The organism is Paenibacillus sp. R-74696 (assembly GCF_055814915.1).
Genome location: NZ_JBPULM010000046.1, coordinates 288,843 through 312,632, shown reverse-complemented (window position 1 = coordinate 312,632; position 23,790 = coordinate 288,843). Strand labels below are relative to the sequence as shown.

The window sequence follows — 23,790 nt, the reverse complement described above, 5'->3', positions numbered from 1 at the left end:
TCCTCATTGTAAAAGAAGGAGAGGCCCCGTCACAAGCATACGGTCATATTGTTCGTTTTGGTTATTTCGGTCGCGCGATTTCCTTCATCAGCGGTTCCCCGATAATTTCATAGTATTGGTCATAAATCGGCAGGAAAGCTTGCACCCATTGCTCCCGCTCCTGCGGGGTCAGCATATGAATGTCAATATCCTTAGATTGCTTGAGCTGACGAAGCTGCTGCTCCTGCATCGCGGCTGTATTTTGCTTCATCCACTCGGTCGTGTCTGCAAGCGCGCTTTGCAGCTCGGCCTGAATGCCCGGGGGGAGCCCGTCCCAGAAGCTTTCATTAAACATTACGCCATAGCCAAGATAGCCATGATTGCTAATCGTCATATAATGCTGCGTCTGGAACAGCTGCTTCGTAAAAATGTTGGATATCGTATTTTCCTGTCCATTAACGATGCCTTTTTTCAAGCTTGCGAACACTTGGTTAAAGGGGATTTTCGCTGTAGTGGCGCCAAGCGCTTGAAACTGGCTGATGACGACATCGCTCGGCAGCATGCGGAATTTCAGCCCTGCAAAATCTTCGGGAACCCGCAGCGGACGAATGCTGTTCGTCATTTGCTTGAAGCCATTGCTCCAAAAGGCAACGCTTTTTATATGATGCTTCTCCATCGCTGCAGCTAAAAGCGTGCCAAGCTCGCCGGCAAGCGCCTTATCCACTGCTTGCTGATCGGTAAAAGCAAAGGGCAGATCCATGACGAGCCATGCAGGATCAACGGCGCTTAGATTGGAAAAGGAGGGGGAGATCATTTGGATATCTCCACGCTTGAGTGCCGCGACCTCAGTATCCTCGGTATACAGCATGCCGTTCGGAAATATTTGGATTTCGACGGCGTCATTGGTCTTTTCCTTGACGAGCTTGGCGAAATGGGTCGCCGCCAGCCCTTTTGGTGTATTTTCCGCGACCACATGGCTGAATTTAATGACGATCCGCTCCTTCAGTCCCGTCTGCTCTTCATCAAAGGGCAGGGTACGAGTCGCCTCGGGACGAAATCCGAACAAAATGGCAGCCAGCAAGCCTACAGCAATAAAGCTGATCATACCGATTGCGGTTTTCATTTTTAATCCACTCCCCTTCCTGCCAGATTAGCAGCGTTTGCCGCAGTTGCTATTTTACCCTTATTATTTCACAATAGAGAAAAAACGTAAACGAAGCAACAGGGAGGAGAAGCGATGCTCAGCCGTCTGCGAATTTATTGGAAAATGATATTGCTGTCATTCGGACTCGTTCTTCTCTCGCTGCTTATTGGCGGCATTGTCGTGATTGGGAGCGTCACCCGCATGAAGGAGGACGAGCTTAAACAGCGGCTGCTGATTACCGCCCGTACCGTTGCCGAGCTGCCTAGCATTAAAAATCAGATCAATGAACCAGATAGCGCAAGCTGGGTTGCGCCTGTAGCGGATAATATCCGCATTATTAATAATGTGGCCTATGTCGTCGTGCTGGACATGAACCGGACGAGGCTATCGCATCCATTGGCGTCGAGGATCGGCGGCAAATTTAATTCATCGGATGCGGATGCGGCGTTTGCGGAGCACACCTACATGTCCAAGGTGAAGGGGGAGGCTGGCGTTGCCCTGCGTGCATATGTCCCGATTATGAATGAGGCGCATGTGCAGGTAGGTGTCGTCGTGGCGGGCGGGCTGCTGCCGGGGCTGGCGAAGCTTATTGAAGAGCAGAAAAGCTCGATTGCGCTTACGCTGCTGATTGCTTTATTGTTTGGGATATTCGGTTCAGCGCTGCTTGCCCGACATATTAAACGGCAAATGTACAATTTGGAGCCGCATGAAATTGCGCGCATGTATGGGGAGCGTTCGGCGGCCTTCCAGGCGATGCATGAAGGAGTTATTGCGATTGATCGCCTTGAGCTGATTACGATTTTTAATGAGCGGGCGAAGCAGATTTTCAGCGTATCCCGCGACGTAGTCGGCTTGCCGATTCGGGAGGTACTGCCGGATACACGGCTGCCGGAAATTATGGAGCTGGAGCGCCCTGTGTTCAATCAGGAGCTGCGAGTGGGCAATACGCTGATTTGGAGCAACCGCATTCCGATTCGTGAGCAGGGAAAGATGATCGGAGCGATTGCGATTTTTCAAGATCGGACCGAGGTGGCGCGTATAGCAGAGGAATTGACGGGTGTGCGAGAGTTCGTCGATGCGCTGCGGGTGCAAAATCATGAGCATAGCAACAAGCTGCACACGATTGCCGGACTGCTTCAATTGGATAAAAAAGAGCAGGCTCTGCAATATGTATACGATATTTCCGGTCAGCAGGAGGAGCTGACGAAGTTTCTGCATCAGCATATTGAGGATGACAGTCTGGCGGGCCTGCTGCTTGGCAAAATCAGCCGGGGCAAGGAGCTGGGCATTCAGGTTAAGCTTGATCCTCATATGGAGGTAAAGCAATTCCCCATCATGCTGGATCAGCATGATATGGTGCTGCTTATCGGCAATTTGATTGAAAATGCTTTTGATGCGCTAGCGCAAGTAGTGCGCGATGAAAAGGAAATTTATGTTAGTATGGAGCAGGATGAAGAGCTGCTGTCCATTCTTGTTGAAGATAATGGCTGCGGCATGACGATTGAGGTGCAGTCGCGTGTGCTTGAACGGGGTTTTACGACGAAAGGCAGCGATAATCGCGGCATTGGACTGTATTTGGTTGGCAGCATCGTCGATAAGGGCGATGGGGAGCTGCGTATTCAGTCGGAGCTAGGAAGCGGTACGGCTATTGAGCTAACATTTCCGATGGGAGGGGCTGGCGGATGAACGTGAAAGCGGAGGACATGAGCAAAGGACAGGACGGAAGCTTTTTCAAAGTGGTGCTTATTGAAGATGATCCCATGGTACAGGAGGTTAATCGCCAGTTTGTTGAGCAAGTAGACGGTTTTCAGGTCGTGGGCATTGCGGGGAATGGGTTGGAGGGCTTGCGCCTCATCCGGGAGCTTGCGCCGGATTTGGTGTTTCTCGATGTGTTTATGCCAGCACTAGACGGGATGGCGGCGCTGCGAGAGCTGCGCTCAGCGGCAATGCCCGTTGATGTTATTGTCGTAACGGCAGCGAAAGATCCGGAGACGATTCGCGAAATGCTGCGCGGGGGCGCGATGGATTATATTATTAAGCCCTTCAAGCTGGAGCGGATTCGCCAGACCTTGGAGCGTTACCGCGACCGCCATGTAGGTTTGGCCGAAGAAAAGCCCGTCACCCAAGAGGAGCTGGATCGAATGCTGCTCAGTGGGGAAAACTGGGTGCAGGGGCAGAAGCGTAGTAATGGACAGCAGGAAACTGGACAAGCTGAGCAAGCAGGGCCAGCAGGGCCAGCAGGAATAGTTGGAAAGGCTGAGCAAACAGGACAAGCAAGGCAAATTGGTTTTGCTGGACTGGATGAGCAGCAAAGCAGCCTGCCGAAAGGGCTGAATGCTGTTACTCTGCGGCAAATCGTTGAGGTGATGCATCGCTTGGAGGGCGGGGTTTCGGCGGAGGAAGCAGCCGAGGGGATCGGTATAGCCAGAGTAACGGCGAGGCGCTACTTGGATTTTTTGGAGAAGAGCGGTTATGTGTTGCTGGAAATCAACTATGGCGGGGTTGGGCGTCCAATCAATCGCTACGTATTGCAGCAAAGACCAAAATGACCAAAACCAACAATATGGTCAAAAGCTTCCCACGTTTTCATGTAACCGTTATCATGAAGGCAAATAGCAAGCGCTAAAGCGTTTGCAAAGGGAGTGTGGTCAGGATGGCGGTGCCAGCAACGGGAAGCACGAATATCGTATTGCGTTTGGAGATGGACAAGGAAACGTCAACCTTTGGCCGAATTGCTACGGCAATTGGTGAAGCGGGCGGCGACATTGTAGCTGTAGACGTAAGCGGGACGAGCAAAACATCGACGATTCGTGATGTGACGGTCAATATTACGGATACGCAGCGCAAAGAACTAATAGTAAGCGTATTAAATAAGTCGCCAGGCGTGAAGGTGCTGCAGGTATCAGACCAGACCTTTCTCATGCATCTTGGCGGCAAAATCGAAGTAACACCGAAAATGACGATTAAAACACGCGATGATTTGTCGCGAGTGTACACGCCAGGCGTGGCAAATATTTGCATGGCGATACATGAAAGCCCGAAGCGGGCACACTCGCTCACGATAAAAAGAAATACGATTGCCGTCGTATCGGACGGAACCGCCGTATTGGGGCTCGGCAATATTGGCCCGCTCGCAGCGATGCCGGTCATGGAGGGCAAGGCGATGCTGTTCAAGCAGCTCGCAGGAGTCGATGCTTTCCCGATCTGCCTCGATACACAGGATACGGAAGAAATCATTGCGACCATTAAGCGTATTGCCCCCACATTCGGCGGCATTAATCTCGAAGATATTTCGTCGCCGCGCTGCTTCGAAATTGAGAGGCGTCTCATTGAGGAGCTGGACATTCCGGTATTTCACGATGACCAGCATGGTACGGCGGTCGTGCTGCTTGCAGGTCTTATTAATGCGGTCAAGCTTGCTGGCAAGCAGCTTGCAGATTGCAAGGTTGTACTGTGCGGCGTTGGAGCCGCAGGAATTGCCTGCACGAAGATTTTGCTCGCAGCAGGTGTGCGGAACATCATCGGGGTTGATCGTGACGGGGCACTCGTCGCTGGTAACAGCTACGCGCATGAAGCGTGGAGCTGGTATGCGGAGCATACGAATCCGAACCGGGAGCAGGGCAAGCTGAGTGAAGTCATTGCGGGCGCAGATATTTTTATCGGCGTATCGGGGCCGGGCGTGCTTAAGGCGGATGATGTTCGGAAAATGGCGAAGGATGCCATTGTGTTCGCAATGGCGAATCCAACGCCGGAAATAACGCCGGAGGAAGCGGAAGGCCTTGTGCGCGTCATTGCGACGGGACGGTCGGATTATCCGAACCAGATCAATAATGTATTATGCTTCCCCGGATTGTTCCGCGGCGTATTGGACTGCCGGGCGTCGCGGGTGACAGAGGAGATGAAGCTGGCTGCCGCCGAGGCCATTGCTGCGGTGGTTACCGAGGATGAGCTGAATGAATATTACATCATTCCGAGCATATTCAATCCGCATGTGGCGGATCGTGTCAAAGAGGCGGTCATTGAAGCGGCTTATGCTTCGGGCGTTGCCCGCAGACGGGAGCGCAAGCTGTAGTTTGCATATGGCGAGGGTGCTGGATAGGGGACAAAGAAATATTTAGATTCAAATATAGATTGAAAAGTGGGAATGCTTCGGGGCTAGCTATGGGCCTGAAGCATTCTTTTTTGATTTGTAGAGCAAGAGCATAGAAGTCTGCTTCAACAAGTTGCTTCAGAATAAAATCATGAAACAAAATTGATAATGATAAGAAACAAAATCGATATCTTCGTGAAATGATAGCGGATACAATTATATTGTAAAAAGAAATTACGAGGGGAGCAATTAAAAATGAGGTTTGAAAAAAAGATTATGACACTTGCCTGTCTCGTCATTTTACTGCCTGCCTTAATTATTGGTTGCAGTAAAAACAATGCAGGTCCAGAAGCGTCACCAGCCTCTTCTGCAGCAACAGAATCTTCTCAAGAGCCCTATGTTGTCAAGATTATTATGGTGGATGATGCCGACGACGAAGCGGTGAAAGAGGTTGCAGCAGCAGCAAGCAAAATTACTGAAGCAAAGTTTAACACAACCATTGAGCTTGTTCGTTTTGGCTTCAGTTCCTTTGGTCAACAAAGAAATCTGATGCTTTCTTCCGGAGAAGATTTTGATTTAATGCCGAGCTTCGGATTGACTGTTCCAAATGCGGCCAACAGCGGTCAGGTTGTGCCTCTGAATGATTTGCTTAAGGAATATGGGAAGGACATGCTGGAGCAAATACCTCAGTCCGATTGGGATTCAACTTCAGTAGACGGTCAAATTTATGCGGTCCGCAACAATAAAGAGCTTGCATCCGGGTATGGTTATGCCATTCCGACCGAGTATCTGGAGAAGTTGGGCACCGACACTTCTGCCATTAAAACCGAGGATGATGTTGAGAAGCTCCTTCGTGAGGCAAAGGTCCAGTTCCCGGATATGTATCCGCTGGTGTCCGATGCTGGAACGATGGGATATTATATTTCCTACAAGGATGATCTGGGAGGAGACCCAGGAGTTCTGGAGGACTCAACGACTGACCATACAACGGTAGTCAATTGGTATACGTCAGACACCTACAAAAATATTGTAACGAGACGTCATCAATGGCAGGAAGAAGGCTTGCTGCTGCCAAACGGCTCAACCAACTCGGAGAGTGCCGTCAGTCTAATTAAGGCAGGAAAGGCATTCGCGTCCATAACCAACACCAAGCCTGGAATGGAAGGCGAGATTGAAAGAAGCACGGGCAAGAAGATGACGATTATTGAGCTTACTGCTCCGTATTCGACAACCAATAATATTAATAATCTATGGTATGTTGCCCATAATAGTAAAAACCCGGGAAGAGCGGTGCAAATTCTGAATGAAATGTACACGAATCCGGAATTAGCTAATATTTTTATCTACGGCGTTGAGGGCAAAAACTATGTGGTAAAAGACGCAGCCAAAGGATTAATTGATTACCCTGAAGGAATGAACGCCCAAAACAAAACCTACAGCGCAGATCCATGGGCTTGGCCGAACGAATTAATCTCTCATGTATGGGCCTCCGATTCCCCTACCGTCTGGGAGGATACGCTCAAATTCAACGAAAATGCGACGAAATCCATTGCAAAAGGGTTTATTTGGAACAATACAAAAGTATTGCCGCAAATTGCTGCAGTAAACAATGTGCTCGCAAAATATGTGAACGCGCTGGATTGCGGCGACCTTGATGCGGTCGAGGTGCTGCCGCGGTTCGAAAAGGAATTGAAGAGTGCCGGCATAGACGCAATTATAGAAGAAAAGCAGGCTCAGCTCGATAATTGGCTCGCACAAAAATAAACAATAGCAAACAATGCTCCCCCGCTCCTGCGATGAGGCTGTTACGACAATCGGAAGGTAGGAGCGGGGTGAGGGGAGGTCCGCATGAATAGCCTGCAAAAAATGAGTCGGTGGAGAAAAATGCAGTTTTTGCCGCTGTATCTACTTCTTTTACCCGGTACGATTTATATGATTATCAATAACTATATTCCAATGAGCGGGATTATTGTTGCCTTCAAGCAGTACAATTACCAGAAGGGAATTTGGGGAAGCGATTTCATTGGCTTTCAAAACTTTGAATTCCTGTTCAAAACGCAGGATGCATGGCTGATAACACGCAATACAATCGGTTACAATTTATTGTTTATCGTGATTGGAACGATAATGTCCGTTTTTGTCGCCGTATTATTAAATGAGATCACATCAAAGAAAGCCAAAAAATTTTACCAAACGACTATTTTATTGCCTTACCTGATTTCTATCGTTATCGTGGGGTATCTGGTTTATGGATTTTTGAGCGCAGAAACGGGGTTCATCAACAATACGATTTTAAAACCGCTCGGAATCGATCCGGTTTCATGGTATACGAATCCTAAATATTGGCCCTTCATTTTGGTCATTGTGAATGTGTGGAAATGGTTTGGCTTTAATACGATTATTTTTTATGCCACATTGGTTGGGATCGACAACGGTTATTTTGAATCAGCGGCAATTGATGGCGCGAGCAAATGGAAGAGCATTCTCCATATTTCGCTGCCGAGCTTAAAACCGACCATCATTATTTTGACCTTGATGGCAATAGGGCGAATTTTTTACTCCGATTTTGGACTGTTTTACCAGGTGCCTATGAACAGCGGGCCATTAATGAACGTAACCAATACGATTGATACCTATGTCTATCGGGGGCTTATGCAAACACAAAACATTGGAATGTCCTCCGCTGCCGGCGCTTATCAGTCTCTTGTCGGATTTATTCTTATTTTGATTGCTAATTATACCGTCAAAAAAAGCGACCCCGACAGTGCGCTATTTTAGGACATTCATAGAAAGCGGGTATGGCAGATGGTTCAAACCAATAAGGGATTCCAGGCGTTTGCGAACCTGAGTCTGGTTGGAATATCATTATTTTGTATTATTCCTTTTTTACTGTTGATTATATCCTCCATAACAAATGAAACGGCCCTGATCCAAAACGGGTATTCGTTTTTCACCAAAAGCTTTGACTTTACCGCTTATAAATATATACTCACCAATTCAAGCGATGTAGGTCGAGCGTATTTCATTTCAACGATCGTCACCGTAATCGGAACCTTACTAAGCCTGATCATCACCACTATGTTCGCTTATCCATTATCGCGTAAAGATTTGCCAGGGAGAAATATATTTTCTTTTTTTATTTTTTTCACGATGTTGTTTTCAGGCGGATTAATTCCAAGCTATATTATGTGGACGCAGATTTTTGATGTGAAAAACACGATTTATGCGCTGATCTTTCCTAACTTGCTTATGAACGCATTTAATGTCATTATGATGCGCACTTATTTTACGACGAATATACCAGAGGCCGTAACGGAAGCAGCTAAAATAGATGGGGCTGGTGAAATACGAATTTTATGCAAAATTGTACTTCCGATGTCCATACCTATTCTTACAACACTGGTTATGTTTATTGGTCTAGGCTACTGGAATGATTGGCTGAATGGACTATATTTTATTAGTGATAAGCGCTTATTCAGCTTGCAGGTTCTGTTGAATAGAATGCTTTTGGACACGCTATTCATGATGAGCGGCCTTGGCAATAAACTGCAGGTTAGCATGGGGACAAGCTTTCCGACTACTGCGATTAAAATGGCCATTGCGGTCATCGGTTTAATTCCTGTATTGCTGGTTTATCCGTTTTTCCAAAAATATTTTATTAAAGGTATAGTTGTCGGAGCGGTTAAAGGGTAATATTCACACACACGATTAATGATAACGATGGAGGATTGACTAATGACGGAATATTCGCATTTTAATGTGGCATTATACTTTACAACGAGATGTATTTCCAATTTTGATTCCATAGATAACCTCAGATCAGGTTTTCGCTTTTTTGAAAAGCATTTGAAATGCTCCAAGGTTTATCTGGAAACACATAGAGACGATATGGATGTATCCAGAGAGAAGCTCGATGCTTTGAAGCAGTTTTTCCATGAAAAAGGAATAGCTGTATCAGGGGCCATCACAACAACACTTATGAAAACGACAAAAAATAAGCCCCTTATAAATGAAACAGGGGTTTATGGCAGCGGAGGGACGATTTTTGGGAGCCAGGCCGAGCCGATTGAAGACGGTTATAAGCGATCATGTACGACGCTTTGCTATACAAACGAGGAAGAGTTGAAAATGTTGGAGGAAGCAGTTAAATTTGCGGCCTCCGTGTTCGATGAGATTATTATTGATGATTTCTTCTTCACGAATTGTGCCTGTCCGACCTGCATCGAGGCAAAGGGAAGCAAAAGCTGGTCCGAGTTCCGATTGCAATTGATGACGGAAGTATCGGAGAATATAGTTATGAAAGCTGCCAAAGCGATAAATCCCAATATAAATATGATCATCAAGTTTCCGGATTGGAATGAATCGTTTCAAGAAACGGGTTATAACCCCGAAACACAGTCGCGGATTTTCGATGAGATTTACACGGGAACAGAAACGAGGGACTCCAACCATTCTTCTCAAAGCCTTCCGCGATACGGCAGTTATTCACTCATGCGTTGGCTGGAAAATGTAAAGCCCGGGCATAATGCAGGAGGATGGATTGATTCGCTTGGAAGCACGCCTCATATTTCTTATTTCCTTGAACAAGCGATGCTCACGCTTTTTGCCAAAGGCAAGGAGCTCACCTTGTTCTGCTACAGCTGGCTGCTCGACACCGTTCAAATTCCAGCGATTGGACATGAATTGGAACGATTGGACAAGGTGCTCGGCGATACGGGGAATCCAGTAGGTTTGTCGGTATATGAGCCTTTCCATGCACGAGGAGAGAATCATTTGTACGATTATCTGGGCATGGCGGGAGTCGCCTTGGAGCCTAGCCCTCAATTCCCGGACTCCTCCGGTTTGGTATTCATCTCTGCGAATAGCGCCCAAGATGCTGAAATTATCCAGAAGCTGAAAAATCACCTTTTGCAGGGCTCGGATGTTTGCCTAACCTCTGGCTTTCTGCGGGAGATGCAGGGGCGAGGCGTCGAGGAGCTGACATCAGCAAGATACACTGGCAGAAAAGCCTTTTCCAATGAATTTGTATCCGAAGGTACTAGCTTCAAGGGTAGCTACTGGAGCCGCAGCAACGTGCTCTTGCCCGTGATTGAGTATATGAGCAATGCTGGAGATTGTATAGTTGCGCTGAAAAAAGAAGACATGTGGTTTCCTGTATTAATGAAAAATAAATATGGGAAGGGAACCGTATATATTTTGACAGTACCCGATGACTACGTTGAATTGTATATTTATCCAACAGAAGTGCTGACGACAATACGCCAGTACCTGATGAGTGAATGGAAGATTTATTTAGAGTGTCCCGGTAAAGTATCCATCTTCCTGTATGATAACGATACGTTTATTTTGGAATCCTTTCTTGACCAGCAAGAGAAAATCAAAGTGCATGTTGACGGGAATGGGCGTAAACTAGTAGATGTAAGAAGCGGGGAGGAATGGTCTGCCCTGTATGAGACAACAAACGAAACGGTATTTGAAATCGAACTGCAGCCGCTGATTTATAGAGTATTCAAACGGGTATGAGCTGCACATGCAACTAAATAATCATGAATTTGCGGATAAGCTTTATTGGATGCCTGAAGCTCGGCATTTCAGTAAAGCCTTTCTGCACCTCTTTGAGGAGCCGGATGCATATGAAAGTAAAATCACGAATTTCATATAAAAAGCAAACCATTCTAATTTTACTTTTGTTGATCGTTCCTTTTATGATTTGCTTGCTTTTTTACAATATATATACGGCCAATACGGTAGTTAACTCGAACATCGTGCAAGAAAACAAAAGCAAGCTCCACGTTTATTCCTCATCTCTCGAGAAGAATTTATCCAATATTCATTCTTTTATGTCCACGACTGTAGCGAACGATACGAATTTTAAAGTGCTAAGCTACAAAGTTGGGAAATTGGATGCTTATTTGTCTGCCTATGAAATTTTGGAAAAAAGTAAAAATGTCATGTCTATGTATGATTTGGTGACCGGTTTTTTTCTCTATTCGGCTCCTAACGGTCTTATTTGGAACGAGTTTCAAAGTAAAACCGATTCCATTGATCGCCCAAAGCTGACCGTCGAACTGCAAGAAATGATACAAGAGGGCGATATTGTACCTGCAAAGTGGTTTGTGCGCGAGCTGAATGCCCAGAATTATCTTATAAGAGTATTAGAATACAAGCAGGCCTACTTTGTATGTATCATCCAGTTGAATCGAGCCGCCCAATTATTAAATGTCGACAGCTCGGAAAATCCGAATGTCTTGTTGTTTGCTTCGGAAGGCATGCAGTTATTGACGACCGATCAATATTTGAATAATAAAACGATTACATTAAATACGACAAAAAGTGGAAACCCTTATTATACAACGAAGATCGGTGACAGCAATTACCTCTTCATTCAAAGCGACTTCGGAGTTCCTGAACTGAGAATGGTATATCTTGTGGCTATTCGGAGCTTTTGGAATAATATGGACAGCAAGCAGCTTTCATTGCTGTTCTCTTCTATCCTTTGTATATTATTAGTGCCTGTAGGTTATTATTTGCTGAAGAGATCCTTTTTCTCTCCGTTTAAGGGCTTTGTAAATACAATGAATCATATAAAGGATGGAAATTTCGATGTGAGCATGGTCAATCATTCGCCCATATTGGAATTTGATCAAATGAGCGATACGTTTAATGAAATGCTCCATGAAATAAAATCGCTGAAAATTAAGACGTATGAACAAATGCTTGAAGCACAGCTTGCCACGATGCAATATCTAAGAATACAAATACGTCCGCATTTTTATTTAAATTGTTTGAACAACCTGTATGCGCTTGCCGAGAACAGGAATTATAAAGAGATACAAGAAATCATTTTGTTGCTTTCAGGCTACTTGCGTCATATGTTTCAGGAATCTCCGTACTTTGTTTCCTTGTCAGATGAAATTTATAACACGGAAACGTATGTGAAATTGCAACGGATGACGCAATTCATATCCATTCATTTTTCGGTAGAAGTGGATAATGAGTTAAATGATTTTCCGATACCCCCCATTACGATATTGACTTTTGTAGAAAATTCCATGAAATTCGGCATGTACCAGGATAAGCCCTTGATCATACATGTAAAGGCAAGACATCTGAGAAGTGATTCGATGAACTATGTCAACATCACTATTTTGGACAATGGCAAGGGATTCTCGGAAGAGGAGCTAGCTCGCTTGAATTCAGAACTCAGCGAAACAGACTCGCAGCATGTAGGAATCAGTAATGTAAAGCAGCGCTTGCTCTTTCAATACAAGGGAGAGGCCATTCTATTATTCTCTAATTCGAATGGCGCATGTGTAGATATATTCATTCCATACTCCGATTCCATATCCCAATCCAAGTATGATGAGGTGGTTTAGATGATTGTGCTTATCGTTGACGATCAGACACATATCGTGGATGGCATTTACTCCGGCATCGATTGGGATAGGATTGGCGTCAAACAGGTGCTGAAGGCTTACAATGCCTTTGAAGCAAAAAATATTTTAAAAAGTCAGATTGTCGACATTATGCTTAGCGATATTGAAATGCCAGGAGAAAGCGGTCTTGACTTATTAAGGTGGGTGCAGGAGAAACAATATGAAGTCGCATGTTTATTCTTGACCTCACACGCCAACTTTCAATATGCGAAAGAAGCTGTACAGCTAGGAGGGCAGGACTATATTCTCCAACCTGCTAAATATGAAGATATTGAGCTTTCCATTGTTCAGGCCATACAAAAAGTAAAGGGCAAACGGGAGAGCGAAAAATACTCCTCTTACGGGAAGCTGCTTTTCAATAACAGTGAACGTATATTGCAGGCGCTGCTTAAAGAATGGTTTTCCGAAAAGGCTACAAGCCTCGAAAGCTTTTTGGCAGATATGAAGAGCTTTAATGTACAAATCAACGAAAGCAGCCAGGTGTATTTATCTTTAATTGATATGCAAAGCAATGGGGGTTCCTACGGAGTATGGGATGCGTCGACGCTTTCTTATGCCTTGTCGAATATTATTACGGAGCACTTTGACGCATATGACCAGCAGGTACTGCTCATTTCATTGGAAGACCACTGTTTTTTAAGTATTATATATTCCAATGACAACGTATTAGTCAGTCCTTGGATTCTTAAAAAGCAATTGGATACCTTAAGGGAATTTATGCAAAAATATTTTAAATGCAAAATTGCTTGTTACTCCGGTTCTTCCCATTCTATTGCCATGCTGGGCAAGAGATTTCATGAGCTTAAAAAAATGAAGGAAGACAATGTGGCGGGTCTTGATGATGTATTTATGCTGAATCAAGATAAAATGATCCATCAAATCGAAAAAAATGCTGAAGATATACAAATGTGGAATCAGTTTCTCAGCAAAGGCTCGCCAGATCTGATTTTAAATGAAGTTTTGCTCTATCTTAAGCTAATGTCTAAGGAAAGCGATTTAAATGCGAAACGCTTAAAGCGATTTTACCAGAATTTTATGCAGCTGATTTCTCATATGGCGGGATATATGAATATTTCGGTCAATGATATTTTTGAAGGCAGCGAATGGCTTGAGAAGTCGCTTCATTCTTATTCCAGTGTCGCAGACATGGAAAATCTGATTAAATATGTGATGGAATATTTTCAGAGTATATCCGTCTCCAAGCAGGAAGCGCAGCGACAGGTAGATATCATTATCCAATTTATTCGTTGCAACATAGAAAATGATATCAGAAGGACGGATATTGCAGAAGCTGTTCATCTGACACCAAACTATGTTTCAAGGCTTTTTAAAAGTGTAATGAATATTTCCTTGAAGAGCTTCATTACAACGGAGAAAATGAATACGGCGAAAACGCTGCTGCGGAACACAACACTTCCAATCAGCATGGTTGCAGCCAAGGTGGGGTATTCCAATTTCTCGCATTTCACTCAAGCCTATAAAATGTTTTTTGGCGTTACTCCGATTGAGGACAGGCAAAATAAGCAATGAAATTTCCAAATATCATGATCATTTTTCGTGATTTTAGATTGAAAAGTGTGGGAATGCTTCGGGGCTATCTATGAGCCTGAGGCATTCTTTTTTGATATGTAAGAAAAGTCACTTTCAAAAACAAACAAAAGTAATACAATATAAACAAAGATGGTGAATGCAAAAAAAGGGGGACACGCAAATGGAATTTACGTTATTACATCCTTCCGATCAGCTGGTTATGATGATGGAGCGCATTTACGGTTATGGCATGACGACGACTTCAGGCGGCAATTTATCGATTTTGGACGATAATGGCGATCTTTGGATTACGCCTGCTGGGATCGACAAGGGGGAGCTGACGCGTCAGGACATCGTTTGTGTCAAGGCGGACGGTACGATTGCGGGCAATCATCGGCCATCGAGCGAATACCCGTTTCATCAGATGATTTATCGCAGAAGGCCGGATATTCGGGCGGTTGTTCATGCACATCCACCGGCGCTTGTGGCGTTCAGCATGGTGCGTAAAGTGCCAAATGTCCGTCTGCTGCCAAATGACTATTTGATCTGCGGCGAGGTGGGTATGGCGAAATACGGCTTGCCGGGAAGCGCGGAGCTGGGTGAAAATATAGCGGATGTATTCAGCGAAGGGCTGAACACAATTATGCTGGAAAATCACGGCGTCGTAGTAGGCGGCCGCGATTTATTTGAAGCCTTTCAAAGATTCGAGACGCTGGAATATTGCGCGCGGATGGAGATTCAGGCAAATCGGATTGGGACGCCAGTAACGCAGGCGGCCGAACAGCTGGCGGATACGAGGGAGGTGCTGCTGGAGGCGTTCGTACCGGACTTTTACAGCAGTGAGGAGAAGGAAGCACGTCGGGAGATGTGCAAGCTCATTAAGCGTTCTTACGATCAGCGGCTGTTTACGAGCACACAGGGGACCTTTTCCCATCGGGTCGGTGAAAATTCCTTCATTATTACGCCGTATGATCAGGACCGTAAATATGTGGTGCCAGCGGATCTCGTACGCATCGACGACGGGAAGAAAGAGGCGGGCAAGGTGCCTAGCCGCTCGGTGCAGTTTCACCAGCATATTTATGAGACGCAGCCGCATGTGAACTCGGTTATTATTGCCCATCCGCCCAATATTATGGCGTTTGCGGTGACGGAGGAGCTGCTGGATTCGCGGACGATTCCGGAAAGCTATATTTTGCTGCGGAATATTCCTAAGCTCCCATATGGAGATTTGTATACAAAGCCGCAGGAGGCGGCACAGCTTTTTCAGGAGAACACGCCCATCGTCATTGCCGAAAATGACTGCGTCATCGTCACCGGGCAAAGCCTGCTGAACGCCTTCGACCGTCTGGAGGTAGCCGAATACAGTGCGAAAGCAACCATTTCAGCGAAAAACATTGGCGCTATTGTGCATATGGAGCAGTCGAGGATTACGGAACTGGAGCAGGCATTTGGGTTGAAATAGGTCATTTTGCCTGAATCATTTTACCTAAATTAATATTGAAGTGAACTTAAATATGATGGTATATGTCCAGCCTGTGGATTTGCGGGTTGGGCATTTTTTTGTTGATAGTAAAACTTAGGATATAGATAACAGATGAAAAGGAAGATTATTGTGAGTTCAAATAGGATTAACTGGGGGGATTATTAATGAGGGATGATTTGATAAATAAAAATATTTATTTTCATGACTTATGTAGTATAAAATTTCAAATATCCAACCGATATACTAAGTACAAAGAACTATTAGTTCAAAGGTTGGTTTGAAAATCAACAAGCCCATTGAAATTGAAAAAGGCAAACCTGATCGAAAGACAGGGACGCAAAGCCACGGGTCTTCACGGAAAACCATCATTATGGTTGCCGTATGACAGCCGGGCCGCCAAAAGTAAATGGGTCTTTTTTATTTGCCGCCAGAGGGTGGCGACAGCCGTTTTTCTTAATAGAGGAGGATATTCAAATGTATTTTAGTCAGATTAAGCAAGGTGTAATAAGAGTATTGTGCTTGTCATTAATCATTCAATTGTTCTTGCCTTCGATCTGGAGCGATTCTACGAAGGCTGCCACGGCATTTCGAGGCGTTAATATTCAGTTTAAAGCAGCTGATGCTTTAGCAGCAGATGGCTATTTGGCCGACCATGGGAATGAGTATGGTCCACATAATGGATACTTCTATGGTTGGAATATGGATCATACGCAGTCTACGGTTACGGGAAGCACCTACGATGCTCCGCTTCAAAACTCTTCTATTCAAGTGCAAGAAGGCGGCGAATGGGAGATTGAGCTGCCGAATGGCAGGTATAACGTGAAGGTCAGTGTTGGAAACTCTGTATATGAAAGCAATAATACGCTTAATGTAGAGGGCAACACTTTTTGGGAGAATACGGAGCTGCCAGCTGGCGGACAAGTGACTTTCCAGAAGGGGGTTGTCATTGCTGACGGGAAACTGACGCTCCATGCAGGCAGCAGCGAAGATACAACCGCTATTCAGTATATCGAGATTAAATCTCTAGAGCCTATTATTCAAACGATTCCAAAGCCGCAAATTGGAAATCCAGCGGAGCAAAACAAGCTGCAGGGCAATAAAATTATTATTTCTGGCAATCAAAATAATGAGCATAATGCGCTGCCCTTTATTCGGGTAGGCGATTTGAATCCGGAAATTAGCCGGTATATGAATGCAGAAATGGCTTCGCTCGAAAGCAGTCTGGCGGCATCCAACCCGTCATTTATCTCCTGCAATAATTGCAGTGCATCAGGTCTGGAGGCAGCAATCAATAACAGCAGCAGTGATATGGTCGCTGTAACGGTGAGCCATTTAAATTTAGATTCCTCATTGACATTAGGCTCGCCTACGAAACCGGTTTATGTCATTGCAGAGGGGATTAATACGAACAATAAGCTGACCATTACGGTTTATGGAACGTTGGTCGTCAATGGAAGCATGAATGCGAACACCGAGCTGACTATAGATATTAAAAAACCGAATGATTCCACTCGGACAATGGGAGGGAATTTATGGGTCAAAGGTTCCTTGCACTTGAATAATAATTCTAACGTTTCGATTGCGGACCATTTCATAGCTGGAAGCCTTACTTATAATAGTGGCCTGCTTAATGTACAAGCGGGAAGAGTCATTGTGCCCGGAAGTCTTCATATCAATACAAATGTAACTATGAATATTGATGAGGAAATGGTTGTTGGCAGCCTGGTTTCCAATAATCAGCAAGCCAATATTTCTGTGAAACGCGGAGATTTATTTATTCAAGGCGATATGCATGTCAACAATCACTTGAATATTGAGACCGGAGGCATCGTTGCGATCGGAGGCGGCATTACAGCTAATCAGAAACCGATTATTAATATCGGAGTTGGTACTGAAGGGGCAACGAAGCTGAAGTATTTGGCAGCAGGGTTAAAGGCGGAATATTTTACAGAGGAAAATTTGGATGGTGAAAAAACGACGGTGCTAGAGCAACCTGCTTTGCAAGGCAAGGCTCCCGTTTCTTCAACAGGTCTAAATGATGGACGGTTTTCTGTCAGATGGACCGGACAAATCCAGCCTTATTATGCAGAGAACTATACGTTTGAGGCTGATGTTAATGGCGGAGTCAAATTATATGTGAATGGAACTCTAATTATCGATGAGTGGGCAGCCCAAGGGAATAAATTATTTACTGGCTCTATTGCACTAGAAGCTGGTCAAAAGATTGACATTCAAATGGAATATGTTAGCCGTAATGGTTCGCCAAAGGCTATTTTATCATGGCAAAGCGCTTCTGGAGCGAAAGAGGTTGTACCAGCTAGTCAGCTATCTCCGTTTGCAACTCCCGCCATTCAGACTATTCCATCTGAAAATGCGGTGAAGGTCGGTTGGACTACAGCATTCAATGCAGATGGGTATGAGGTTGAAACAGACGGCAGCATTTATCCAATGGGCATTCATAATGAATTTATTCATGAACCACTGCCATCCGGCACGGTGCATTATTACAGAGTCAGAGCGACGAGCGGCGATTTGAAGGGCGAATGGTCTTCTGTATCGGAGGTTTGGACTTTGCCGGACGTACCCGAGGATATTAAGCTGCAATCGACAAGCGATTCCGTAACCTTGACTTGGGAAAATGTGAGAGGCGCTACTGGCTATGAGGTGGAAACCTACAATACGGTCGTTAACATTGGCAACGTGAATCACTATTTTGAAGAAAATCTGAATTCAAACATTCAGCGAACCTACCGAATAAGAGCGGTGAATACAAGCGGTCCGGGGCAATGGAGCCCGATACTTGTGAAATCTACGCTTCCTGGAACCTCTGGTGTACTGAATACAACAGCAACGGATAAATCGATTCATATTACTTGGGATTCTATTTCTGGTGCGGATTTCTATGATCTTGAGGTGGATGGCGCAGTTAAAAGCAATATAACGGGAACGGAATATTTGCATGACCAGTTAGAGCCTAACACATCGCATACGTACCGAATTCGTTCGAAAAATAGCAATGGAGCAAGTAATTGGAGCGAGAAAGTTACGGCGGCTACATTGCCTTCCGTCCCGAAAAATCTGCATGCAGTAGCTGGCACCTCCAGTATATCAGTAGAGTGGGATGAGGTTTCTGGGGCAACTGGCTACGACATCGAGGTGGATGGAAATGTTTTAGATAATGGCCTCAGTACAAGTTATTTGCACTCAAATTTAGAACAGAGCGGCGAGCATACGTACCGGGTACGCGCCAAAAATAATGGCATCATTGGACAATGGAGCCATTCCATTACACGTACAACACTTTCGGGAGTACCTTCGAATATACGCACTACAGCTACGGGCACAGCTATTACTGTAACCTGGGATCAAGTAATTGGAGCAGTTGGCTATGATATCGAAGTGGACGGGCTGATTGTAAATAATGGCTTGAATTTAACGTATGTTCATAAGGATTTGCTGCCGTTTACGGAGCATACTTACCGGATTAGAGCTAGAAATGCAGGGGGGAATGGCCCTTGGAGCGAGATCATTACACAAGCAACATCACTTGGCAAGGTGCAAAATGTTAAGGCGGCATCAACAAATGATGCGATTACGATTTCCTGGGATAGTGTCAGTGGAGCTACTAGCTATGAAATCGCTGTTGATGGCGTGCTAGTAGAGGTTTCAAATGGGACTAGCTATACACATGCAGGGCTGGCACCTAATTCGCTCCATGTTTACCGCGTAAGAGCGAAAAATAATGATTTGACCGGTGATTGGAGCGATACGGTTAGAGCAAGCACGGGACTGGGTATTCCCGTTATTCATAAAGTTCTCTCGGCAAGCACGAGTATTTCCATAGAGTGGGAAAGTGTTGTCGGTGCAAATGGTTATGACGTTGAAGTAGATGGAAGAGTCGTAGATAACGGAAATTTGACCCGATATGTACACGCACAGCTTACTCCGGGATCAAAGCATGTGTACCGGGTGAGAGCAAAATCGAGCAGCGCTCTAGGAGAATGGAGTCAAGCGGTTACAGCTATAAGCTCAGCTGGGGTACCGGAAATTATTTCTACGGTAGCAAAGACAAATCAAATTACCGTCGAGTGGACTTCGGTAACAGGAGCGGCAAGCTATGATCTTGAAGTTGATGGGACACTTATTGAAGGTATTTCAGGGGTCAGCTATGTACATCAGGGGCTGAAAACCAATACACGGCATGTTTATCGGGTTAGATCCCATTCGGGGAGCAGCTCTAGCGAATGGTCTGAAAAAGTAGAGAAAAATACAATCCCTGAAATTATTGTTAACCCAGGCAAAGACAATAAGTTCAATGTAGTCGTTGCTGCTCCCAAGAAGCAGGGTGTAACACAAAGAACGATTACAGTAACTTATCAGCCTTCTGAAGTAGAGGTTCTAGATCTTAGTGGCATGACGCCAGAAATAGAGCTGGGAACTGGTTTAATTCAAGGTACCAATATGATGGTGCGGAAATTCATGCCTGGAGAAATCGTGTTTGAGGTTATTAATGCCGACAAAACGATAGTGAACAGCATTGAGTTTCTAGCGAAAACAAATGACTACTCAAAAATTACTTATATTGTGGAATAGCATATGTGGGGGACAGTTCAATGAGAAAAATTACAGTACTAACCTTATATTTTTTCCTGGTAACGCTCATAGGGCAAAATGCTGGTGTTTTTGCAGCAAGCATTACTCCGGATAATGGACTTAAAAACCCTAACTGGTCGTATGTGGCAAGTCATAATTTTGGAGAACAGAATTTTTATTCTTCCAACGTCCCTGGTTCCTACTTGGATGGAAAAGAGAACTTGATTTTTGATATTAATCATTCTCGGTACGGGGTTTATCATACGAGACTTGAATTTACAAGCAATAAAAACAATTTACCATTAGGATGCGGATATGAAATAAGCTTCGTCCCGGCAATATTTGGCGGTTCATATGCTATATTGAAAGGTTTTTATAACGAACCTTTTTTGGATATAGAAGGTGTTCCTGGAGGTGCTACTAGGGATATCAAGATAACAAAAGTAGGATGCTATGGACAAAATATGGGCTCCATACATGTGTATAAAACCTATAAACCAGCTAATGATCCTGTATTAATAAGTAGACCTCGATATAACGAGGTTTATAAGGGAACTATGCTTTTGACATGGAAGGTTCAACCTTTGTTAACGATAACCCCCAGTACAGTGAAAATAGAAATCTCACTAGATGGGGGATATTCGTGGGATGATGTCGAAACGGTGCCAGCCTGGCAGGTCAGTCATGAAGGGGAATATTTATTAAATTTAAATAGATACAGGCCCTCTAATCAAGCGATGGTTAGAATATCGGCGAATGATAACGGAATGTGGGGAGAATATGCGTATAGCCCTATTTTCACGATTCAAACGGTTATGAAACAAAGCATTTTGACACCTGGTTCCGGTCAAATGGTTAGTGATTTGCAAGCTTTGTTTCCAACTGTAAGCGTGACGGGTTCGGCAAGCGGTAATCTAAGTCTTTCTTATTTTATAGATGCAGAGACTACACCAAGAGATACAAAAGTTATCTCGAATACAGCAACAGCACAGCAAGTAAACTTTAATGCGCTCAATGTCCAATCATTGAGTGAGGGCCCGCATACGATGAAATTTACGGTGAACGATGGGGCACAAACGATTCAGGAAACGGTAGCTTTTCAAGTGGACAAGAATGCTCCAGCAGTTGGCGTATTTCAGGCAACAGCAACGGATACGACTATACAAGTAACAGGCACAGCAACAGACACAGTATCAGGCTTGCATGCTCTGCCACATCGTTTCACGATAGGGACAAGCGCAACGGATTGGCTGGCTGCAGGTACGCATACCGCTACGAGCCTCATTCCAAATACGAATTATACCGTGAAATTTGAAGCAAGAGATGCAGTGGGACATATTGGATCACAAACGAAAAGCGTTCAAACGAAGGCGCAAAGCCCAGTTCTCGTGCTAGGACAATCAACTGAAAGCAGTCTTGAGGTCACGTTTCAAGATGGAAATCCGACCGGAACACAGTACCAGTTAAAAGCTGGAACTCAGTTTGTAAATGGTTCGGGAGGATTAAGCAGCACGGCTGTATGGTTTACCCCGACAAACAAGAAAATACGAGTCAATGGATTAGCATCCAATACAACGCTCGTGTACCAGGCAAAAGCTAAAAATGCACTAGGAGAGGAAACAGCTTGGAGCAGCACAAGGAACGGAGAAACCTTGGCAAGCCCGCCAGCAACGCTAACGCCAGAAGCATCCCAGCGTTACTTGCGGATTTCATGGCCCGCAACAGGCGGCACCGTCACTTATGAGATTGAAGTCGATGGAGCGGTCATTAATAATGGCGCTTCAAATACGTATCTTCATAGCTCGCTCACGCCAAATACGAGACATACTTACCGGGTGCGAGTGAAAAATGGGAGTGGAGCGGGAAGCTGGAGTCCGCTGCTCGCTGCCTTTACACTGCCAGACCCACCAACGGTTCCGCTGCAAATAGAGGTTGCACCTTCCCAGAAGGAGCAAACGATTACTTGGGGAATCGTGGCAAGAGCAGATAGCTACGACATTGAAGTAGATGGTGTTGTAATAGATGCAGGAAGTGCGCTCCGCTATGTACATGCTGGACTTGAACCAGAAACACAGCATACGTACCGGATACGGGCAAAAAATACAGGCGGGATCAGCGAATGGAGCGCCTTGGTCACCTCACAAACGCTGCCCTATCCTCCACAAAAGCCAAGCGCTTTAACAGCAGAGCCGTCGATACATGAAATGGCGGTGAGCTGGGAGCCAGTTGCGGGAGCAACAGGTTATGAAATTGAGGTAGACGGCTTGATTTTGGATAATGCCAATCGCACGAGCTATCTTCATAAAGAACTTACGGCGCTAAGTCCGCATACGTACCGCATAAGAGCGACGAACGCGGGTGGCAAAAGCGCGTGGAGCGATCCGCTCGAAACGGTCACGCATCCTGAAAAGCCTGCCATACCAACGAATCTCATTGCCACAGCTGAAGCGGACGGCAACACGCTGACATGGTATAAAGTACCGCATGCGGAAAGCTACGAGATTGAGATCGATGGTTCTACGATTATAAACCTAACAACTAATCAATACACGCACACGGGGCTAGTTCCGAATAAAGCCTACGCTTACCGGGTTCGTGCGGTGAACATAAGCGGACATAGCGAATGGGGCAGCAAAGTCACCCTCACAGCTTTACCTAATCAACAAGCATCGGATCTGGCCCTAACGAACGTAGCGGCTGTCGTGACGAACCGGTCAATAACCGTATCATGGGAAACGGTAGCTATGGATGCGCACTATGAGGTGGAAGTGGACGGTGTTCTAACCGATAACGGGCTGGACACGATCTATCATCATGGAGGGCTCGGGGCGAATGAATTTCATACGTACAAGATCCGGTTGAAACAACAAGGGGCACCAGCGAACTGGATCGCCGTGCTGTCGTTGTCGACTCTCCCAGATTCCCTCCAAGCCAGTATTGAAGTGGAAGCGGTAGCGAATAACAACAGCATCGAGCTGCGTTGGGATCATGTAGAGGGAGCGAGCGGTTACGACATTGAAGTGGATGGTCAGACCGTAGCATCAACGGGAACATCAACCACCTATACGGATACAGGCCTGGAGTCTGGTACCTCGCATACGTACCGCGTACGTGCGAAGAACGAAGCAGGCGTGACGGTATGGAGCCCGGCGATTGTGAAAAGCACAACGAGCCCTTCGTATATCGTCAACGGTGTAAAAGGGAAGACATTTGATTTGTCGCTGCTGGGCAGCAATGTGCAGGATTTCAGTGAGCTAACGTATGTCGTTACGTATGACGCATCGGCGCTGGAGGTCGTAGATTTGTATGATTTCACGCCAGCACTAGATAAGCAGTCCGGCAAAATAGCAGGCTCCAATCTGGAAGTCACCTACACACCGGGGCGCATCACCTTTAAGAAAAGCCAAAACATTGTGCCAGGCACCTCTTGGTCCGGTGAAGTAACGACGATCATTTTCAAATCTAAAATAACAGGTCAAACGACGATTGACGTAAAGGTTTAACAGGAAACGGAAATGGAAATGGAGCTGAGCAT

The 23,790-nt window shown here is 45.4% G+C and carries 13 protein-coding genes and 1 riboswitch; of the genes, 12 read left to right on the top strand and 1 reads right to left on the bottom strand.

The features are described from left to right. Positions 1 to 61 precede the first annotated feature (61 nt). Positions 62 to 1,102 (bottom strand): DctP family TRAP transporter solute-binding subunit, encoded by a 1,041-nt coding sequence (locus ACSR9A_RS25880; RefSeq protein WP_473760717.1) that lies wholly within the window; start codon positions 1,100 to 1,102, stop codon positions 62 to 64. 114 nt (positions 1,103 to 1,216) lie between these two features. Here ACSR9A_RS25880 and ACSR9A_RS25875 point away from each other — a divergent pair, with 114 nt between their 5' ends. The 12 genes from ACSR9A_RS25875 to ACSR9A_RS25820 all read left to right on the top strand — a co-directional run bounded on the left by ACSR9A_RS25875 (position 1,217) and on the right by ACSR9A_RS25820 (position 23,758). Continuing rightward, positions 1,217 to 2,809, top strand: a complete 1,593-nt coding sequence (locus ACSR9A_RS25875) for an ATP-binding protein (RefSeq protein ID WP_473760714.1) — start codon at positions 1,217 to 1,219, stop codon at positions 2,807 to 2,809. Next, positions 2,806 to 3,672, top strand: a complete 867-nt coding sequence (locus ACSR9A_RS25870) for a response regulator (protein WP_473760711.1) — start codon at positions 2,806 to 2,808, stop codon at positions 3,670 to 3,672. The genes ACSR9A_RS25875 and ACSR9A_RS25870 overlap by 4 nt, the downstream gene beginning before the upstream one ends. Positions 3,673 to 3,776: 104 nt before the next feature. Beyond that, positions 3,777 to 5,195 carry an NAD-dependent malic enzyme gene (locus tag ACSR9A_RS25865; protein WP_473760708.1) on the top strand — a complete coding sequence of 473 codons (1,419 nt, stop codon included), beginning with the start codon at positions 3,777 to 3,779 and terminating at the stop codon, positions 5,193 to 5,195. 273 nt (positions 5,196 to 5,468) lie between these two features. Next, positions 5,469 to 6,977 carry an ABC transporter substrate-binding protein gene (locus ACSR9A_RS25860; protein WP_473760707.1) on the top strand — a complete coding sequence of 503 codons (1,509 nt, stop codon included), beginning with the start codon at positions 5,469 to 5,471 and terminating at the stop codon, positions 6,975 to 6,977. An 84-nt stretch (positions 6,978 to 7,061) separates the two neighbouring features. Continuing rightward, positions 7,062 to 7,991, top strand: coding sequence for an ABC transporter permease (locus ACSR9A_RS25855; RefSeq protein ID WP_473760706.1), 930 nt, complete (start codon positions 7,062 to 7,064; stop codon positions 7,989 to 7,991). A 27-nt stretch (positions 7,992 to 8,018) separates the two neighbouring features. After that, positions 8,019 to 8,906, top strand: coding sequence for a carbohydrate ABC transporter permease (locus ACSR9A_RS25850; RefSeq protein WP_473760704.1), 888 nt, complete (start codon positions 8,019 to 8,021; stop codon positions 8,904 to 8,906). Between the two features lie 42 nt (positions 8,907 to 8,948). After that, on the top strand, positions 8,949 to 10,736 hold the full coding sequence (locus ACSR9A_RS25845; protein ID WP_473760702.1) for a permease: 1,788 nt from the start codon (positions 8,949 to 8,951) through the stop codon (positions 10,734 to 10,736). A gap of 110 nt (positions 10,737 to 10,846) precedes the next feature. Continuing rightward, a complete protein-coding gene (locus tag ACSR9A_RS25840; RefSeq protein WP_473760701.1) occupies positions 10,847 to 12,589 on the top strand; it encodes a sensor histidine kinase in 1,743 nt (580 codons plus the stop codon). After that, positions 12,590 to 14,179, top strand: coding sequence for a response regulator transcription factor (locus tag ACSR9A_RS25835; protein ID WP_473760699.1), 1,590 nt, complete (start codon positions 12,590 to 12,592; stop codon positions 14,177 to 14,179). 181 nt (positions 14,180 to 14,360) lie between these two features. Further along, on the top strand, positions 14,361 to 15,641 hold the full coding sequence (locus ACSR9A_RS25830) for a class II aldolase/adducin family protein (RefSeq protein ID WP_473760696.1): 1,281 nt from the start codon (positions 14,361 to 14,363) through the stop codon (positions 15,639 to 15,641). A gap of 321 nt (positions 15,642 to 15,962) precedes the next feature. Beyond that, positions 15,963 to 16,063, top strand: a riboswitch (cyclic di-GMP riboswitch). Positions 16,064 to 16,136: 73 nt separating this feature from the next. Continuing rightward, entirely contained in the window at positions 16,137 to 20,255 is a 4,119-nt protein-coding gene (locus ACSR9A_RS25825; RefSeq protein ID WP_473760694.1) for a fibronectin type III domain-containing protein, read from the top strand. 584 nt (positions 20,256 to 20,839) lie between these two features. Continuing rightward, a complete protein-coding gene (locus ACSR9A_RS25820) occupies positions 20,840 to 23,758 on the top strand; it encodes a fibronectin type III domain-containing protein (RefSeq protein ID WP_473760693.1) in 2,919 nt (972 codons plus the stop codon). Positions 23,759 to 23,790 lie beyond the last annotated feature (32 nt).

What these genes read in the sequence shown, in the direction of transcription:
- ACSR9A_RS25875 (WP_473760714.1), top strand. Translation starts at nt 1,217, where the DNA reads ATGCTCAGCCGTCTGCGAATTTATTGGAAAATGATATTGCTGTCATTC.
- ACSR9A_RS25825 (WP_473760694.1), top strand. Translation starts at nt 16,137, where the DNA reads ATGTATTTTAGTCAGATTAAGCAAGGTGTAATAAGAGTATTGTGCTTG.
- ACSR9A_RS25865 (WP_473760708.1), top strand. Translation starts at nt 3,777, where the DNA reads ATGGCGGTGCCAGCAACGGGAAGCACGAATATCGTATTGCGTTTGGAG.
- ACSR9A_RS25860 (WP_473760707.1), top strand. Translation starts at nt 5,469, where the DNA reads ATGAGGTTTGAAAAAAAGATTATGACACTTGCCTGTCTCGTCATTTTA.
- ACSR9A_RS25845 (WP_473760702.1), top strand. Translation starts at nt 8,949, where the DNA reads ATGACGGAATATTCGCATTTTAATGTGGCATTATACTTTACAACGAGA.
- ACSR9A_RS25830 (WP_473760696.1), top strand. Translation starts at nt 14,361, where the DNA reads ATGGAATTTACGTTATTACATCCTTCCGATCAGCTGGTTATGATGATG.
- ACSR9A_RS25835 (WP_473760699.1), top strand. Translation starts at nt 12,590, where the DNA reads ATGATTGTGCTTATCGTTGACGATCAGACACATATCGTGGATGGCATT.
- ACSR9A_RS25870 (WP_473760711.1), top strand. Translation starts at nt 2,806, where the DNA reads ATGAACGTGAAAGCGGAGGACATGAGCAAAGGACAGGACGGAAGCTTT.
- ACSR9A_RS25880 (WP_473760717.1), bottom strand. Translation starts at nt 1,102, where the DNA reads ATGAAAACCGCAATCGGTATGATCAGCTTTATTGCTGTAGGCTTGCTG.
- ACSR9A_RS25855 (WP_473760706.1), top strand. Translation starts at nt 7,062, where the DNA reads ATGAATAGCCTGCAAAAAATGAGTCGGTGGAGAAAAATGCAGTTTTTG.
- ACSR9A_RS25840 (WP_473760701.1), top strand. Translation starts at nt 10,847, where the DNA reads ATGAAAGTAAAATCACGAATTTCATATAAAAAGCAAACCATTCTAATT.
- ACSR9A_RS25850 (WP_473760704.1), top strand. Translation starts at nt 8,019, where the DNA reads ATGGTTCAAACCAATAAGGGATTCCAGGCGTTTGCGAACCTGAGTCTG.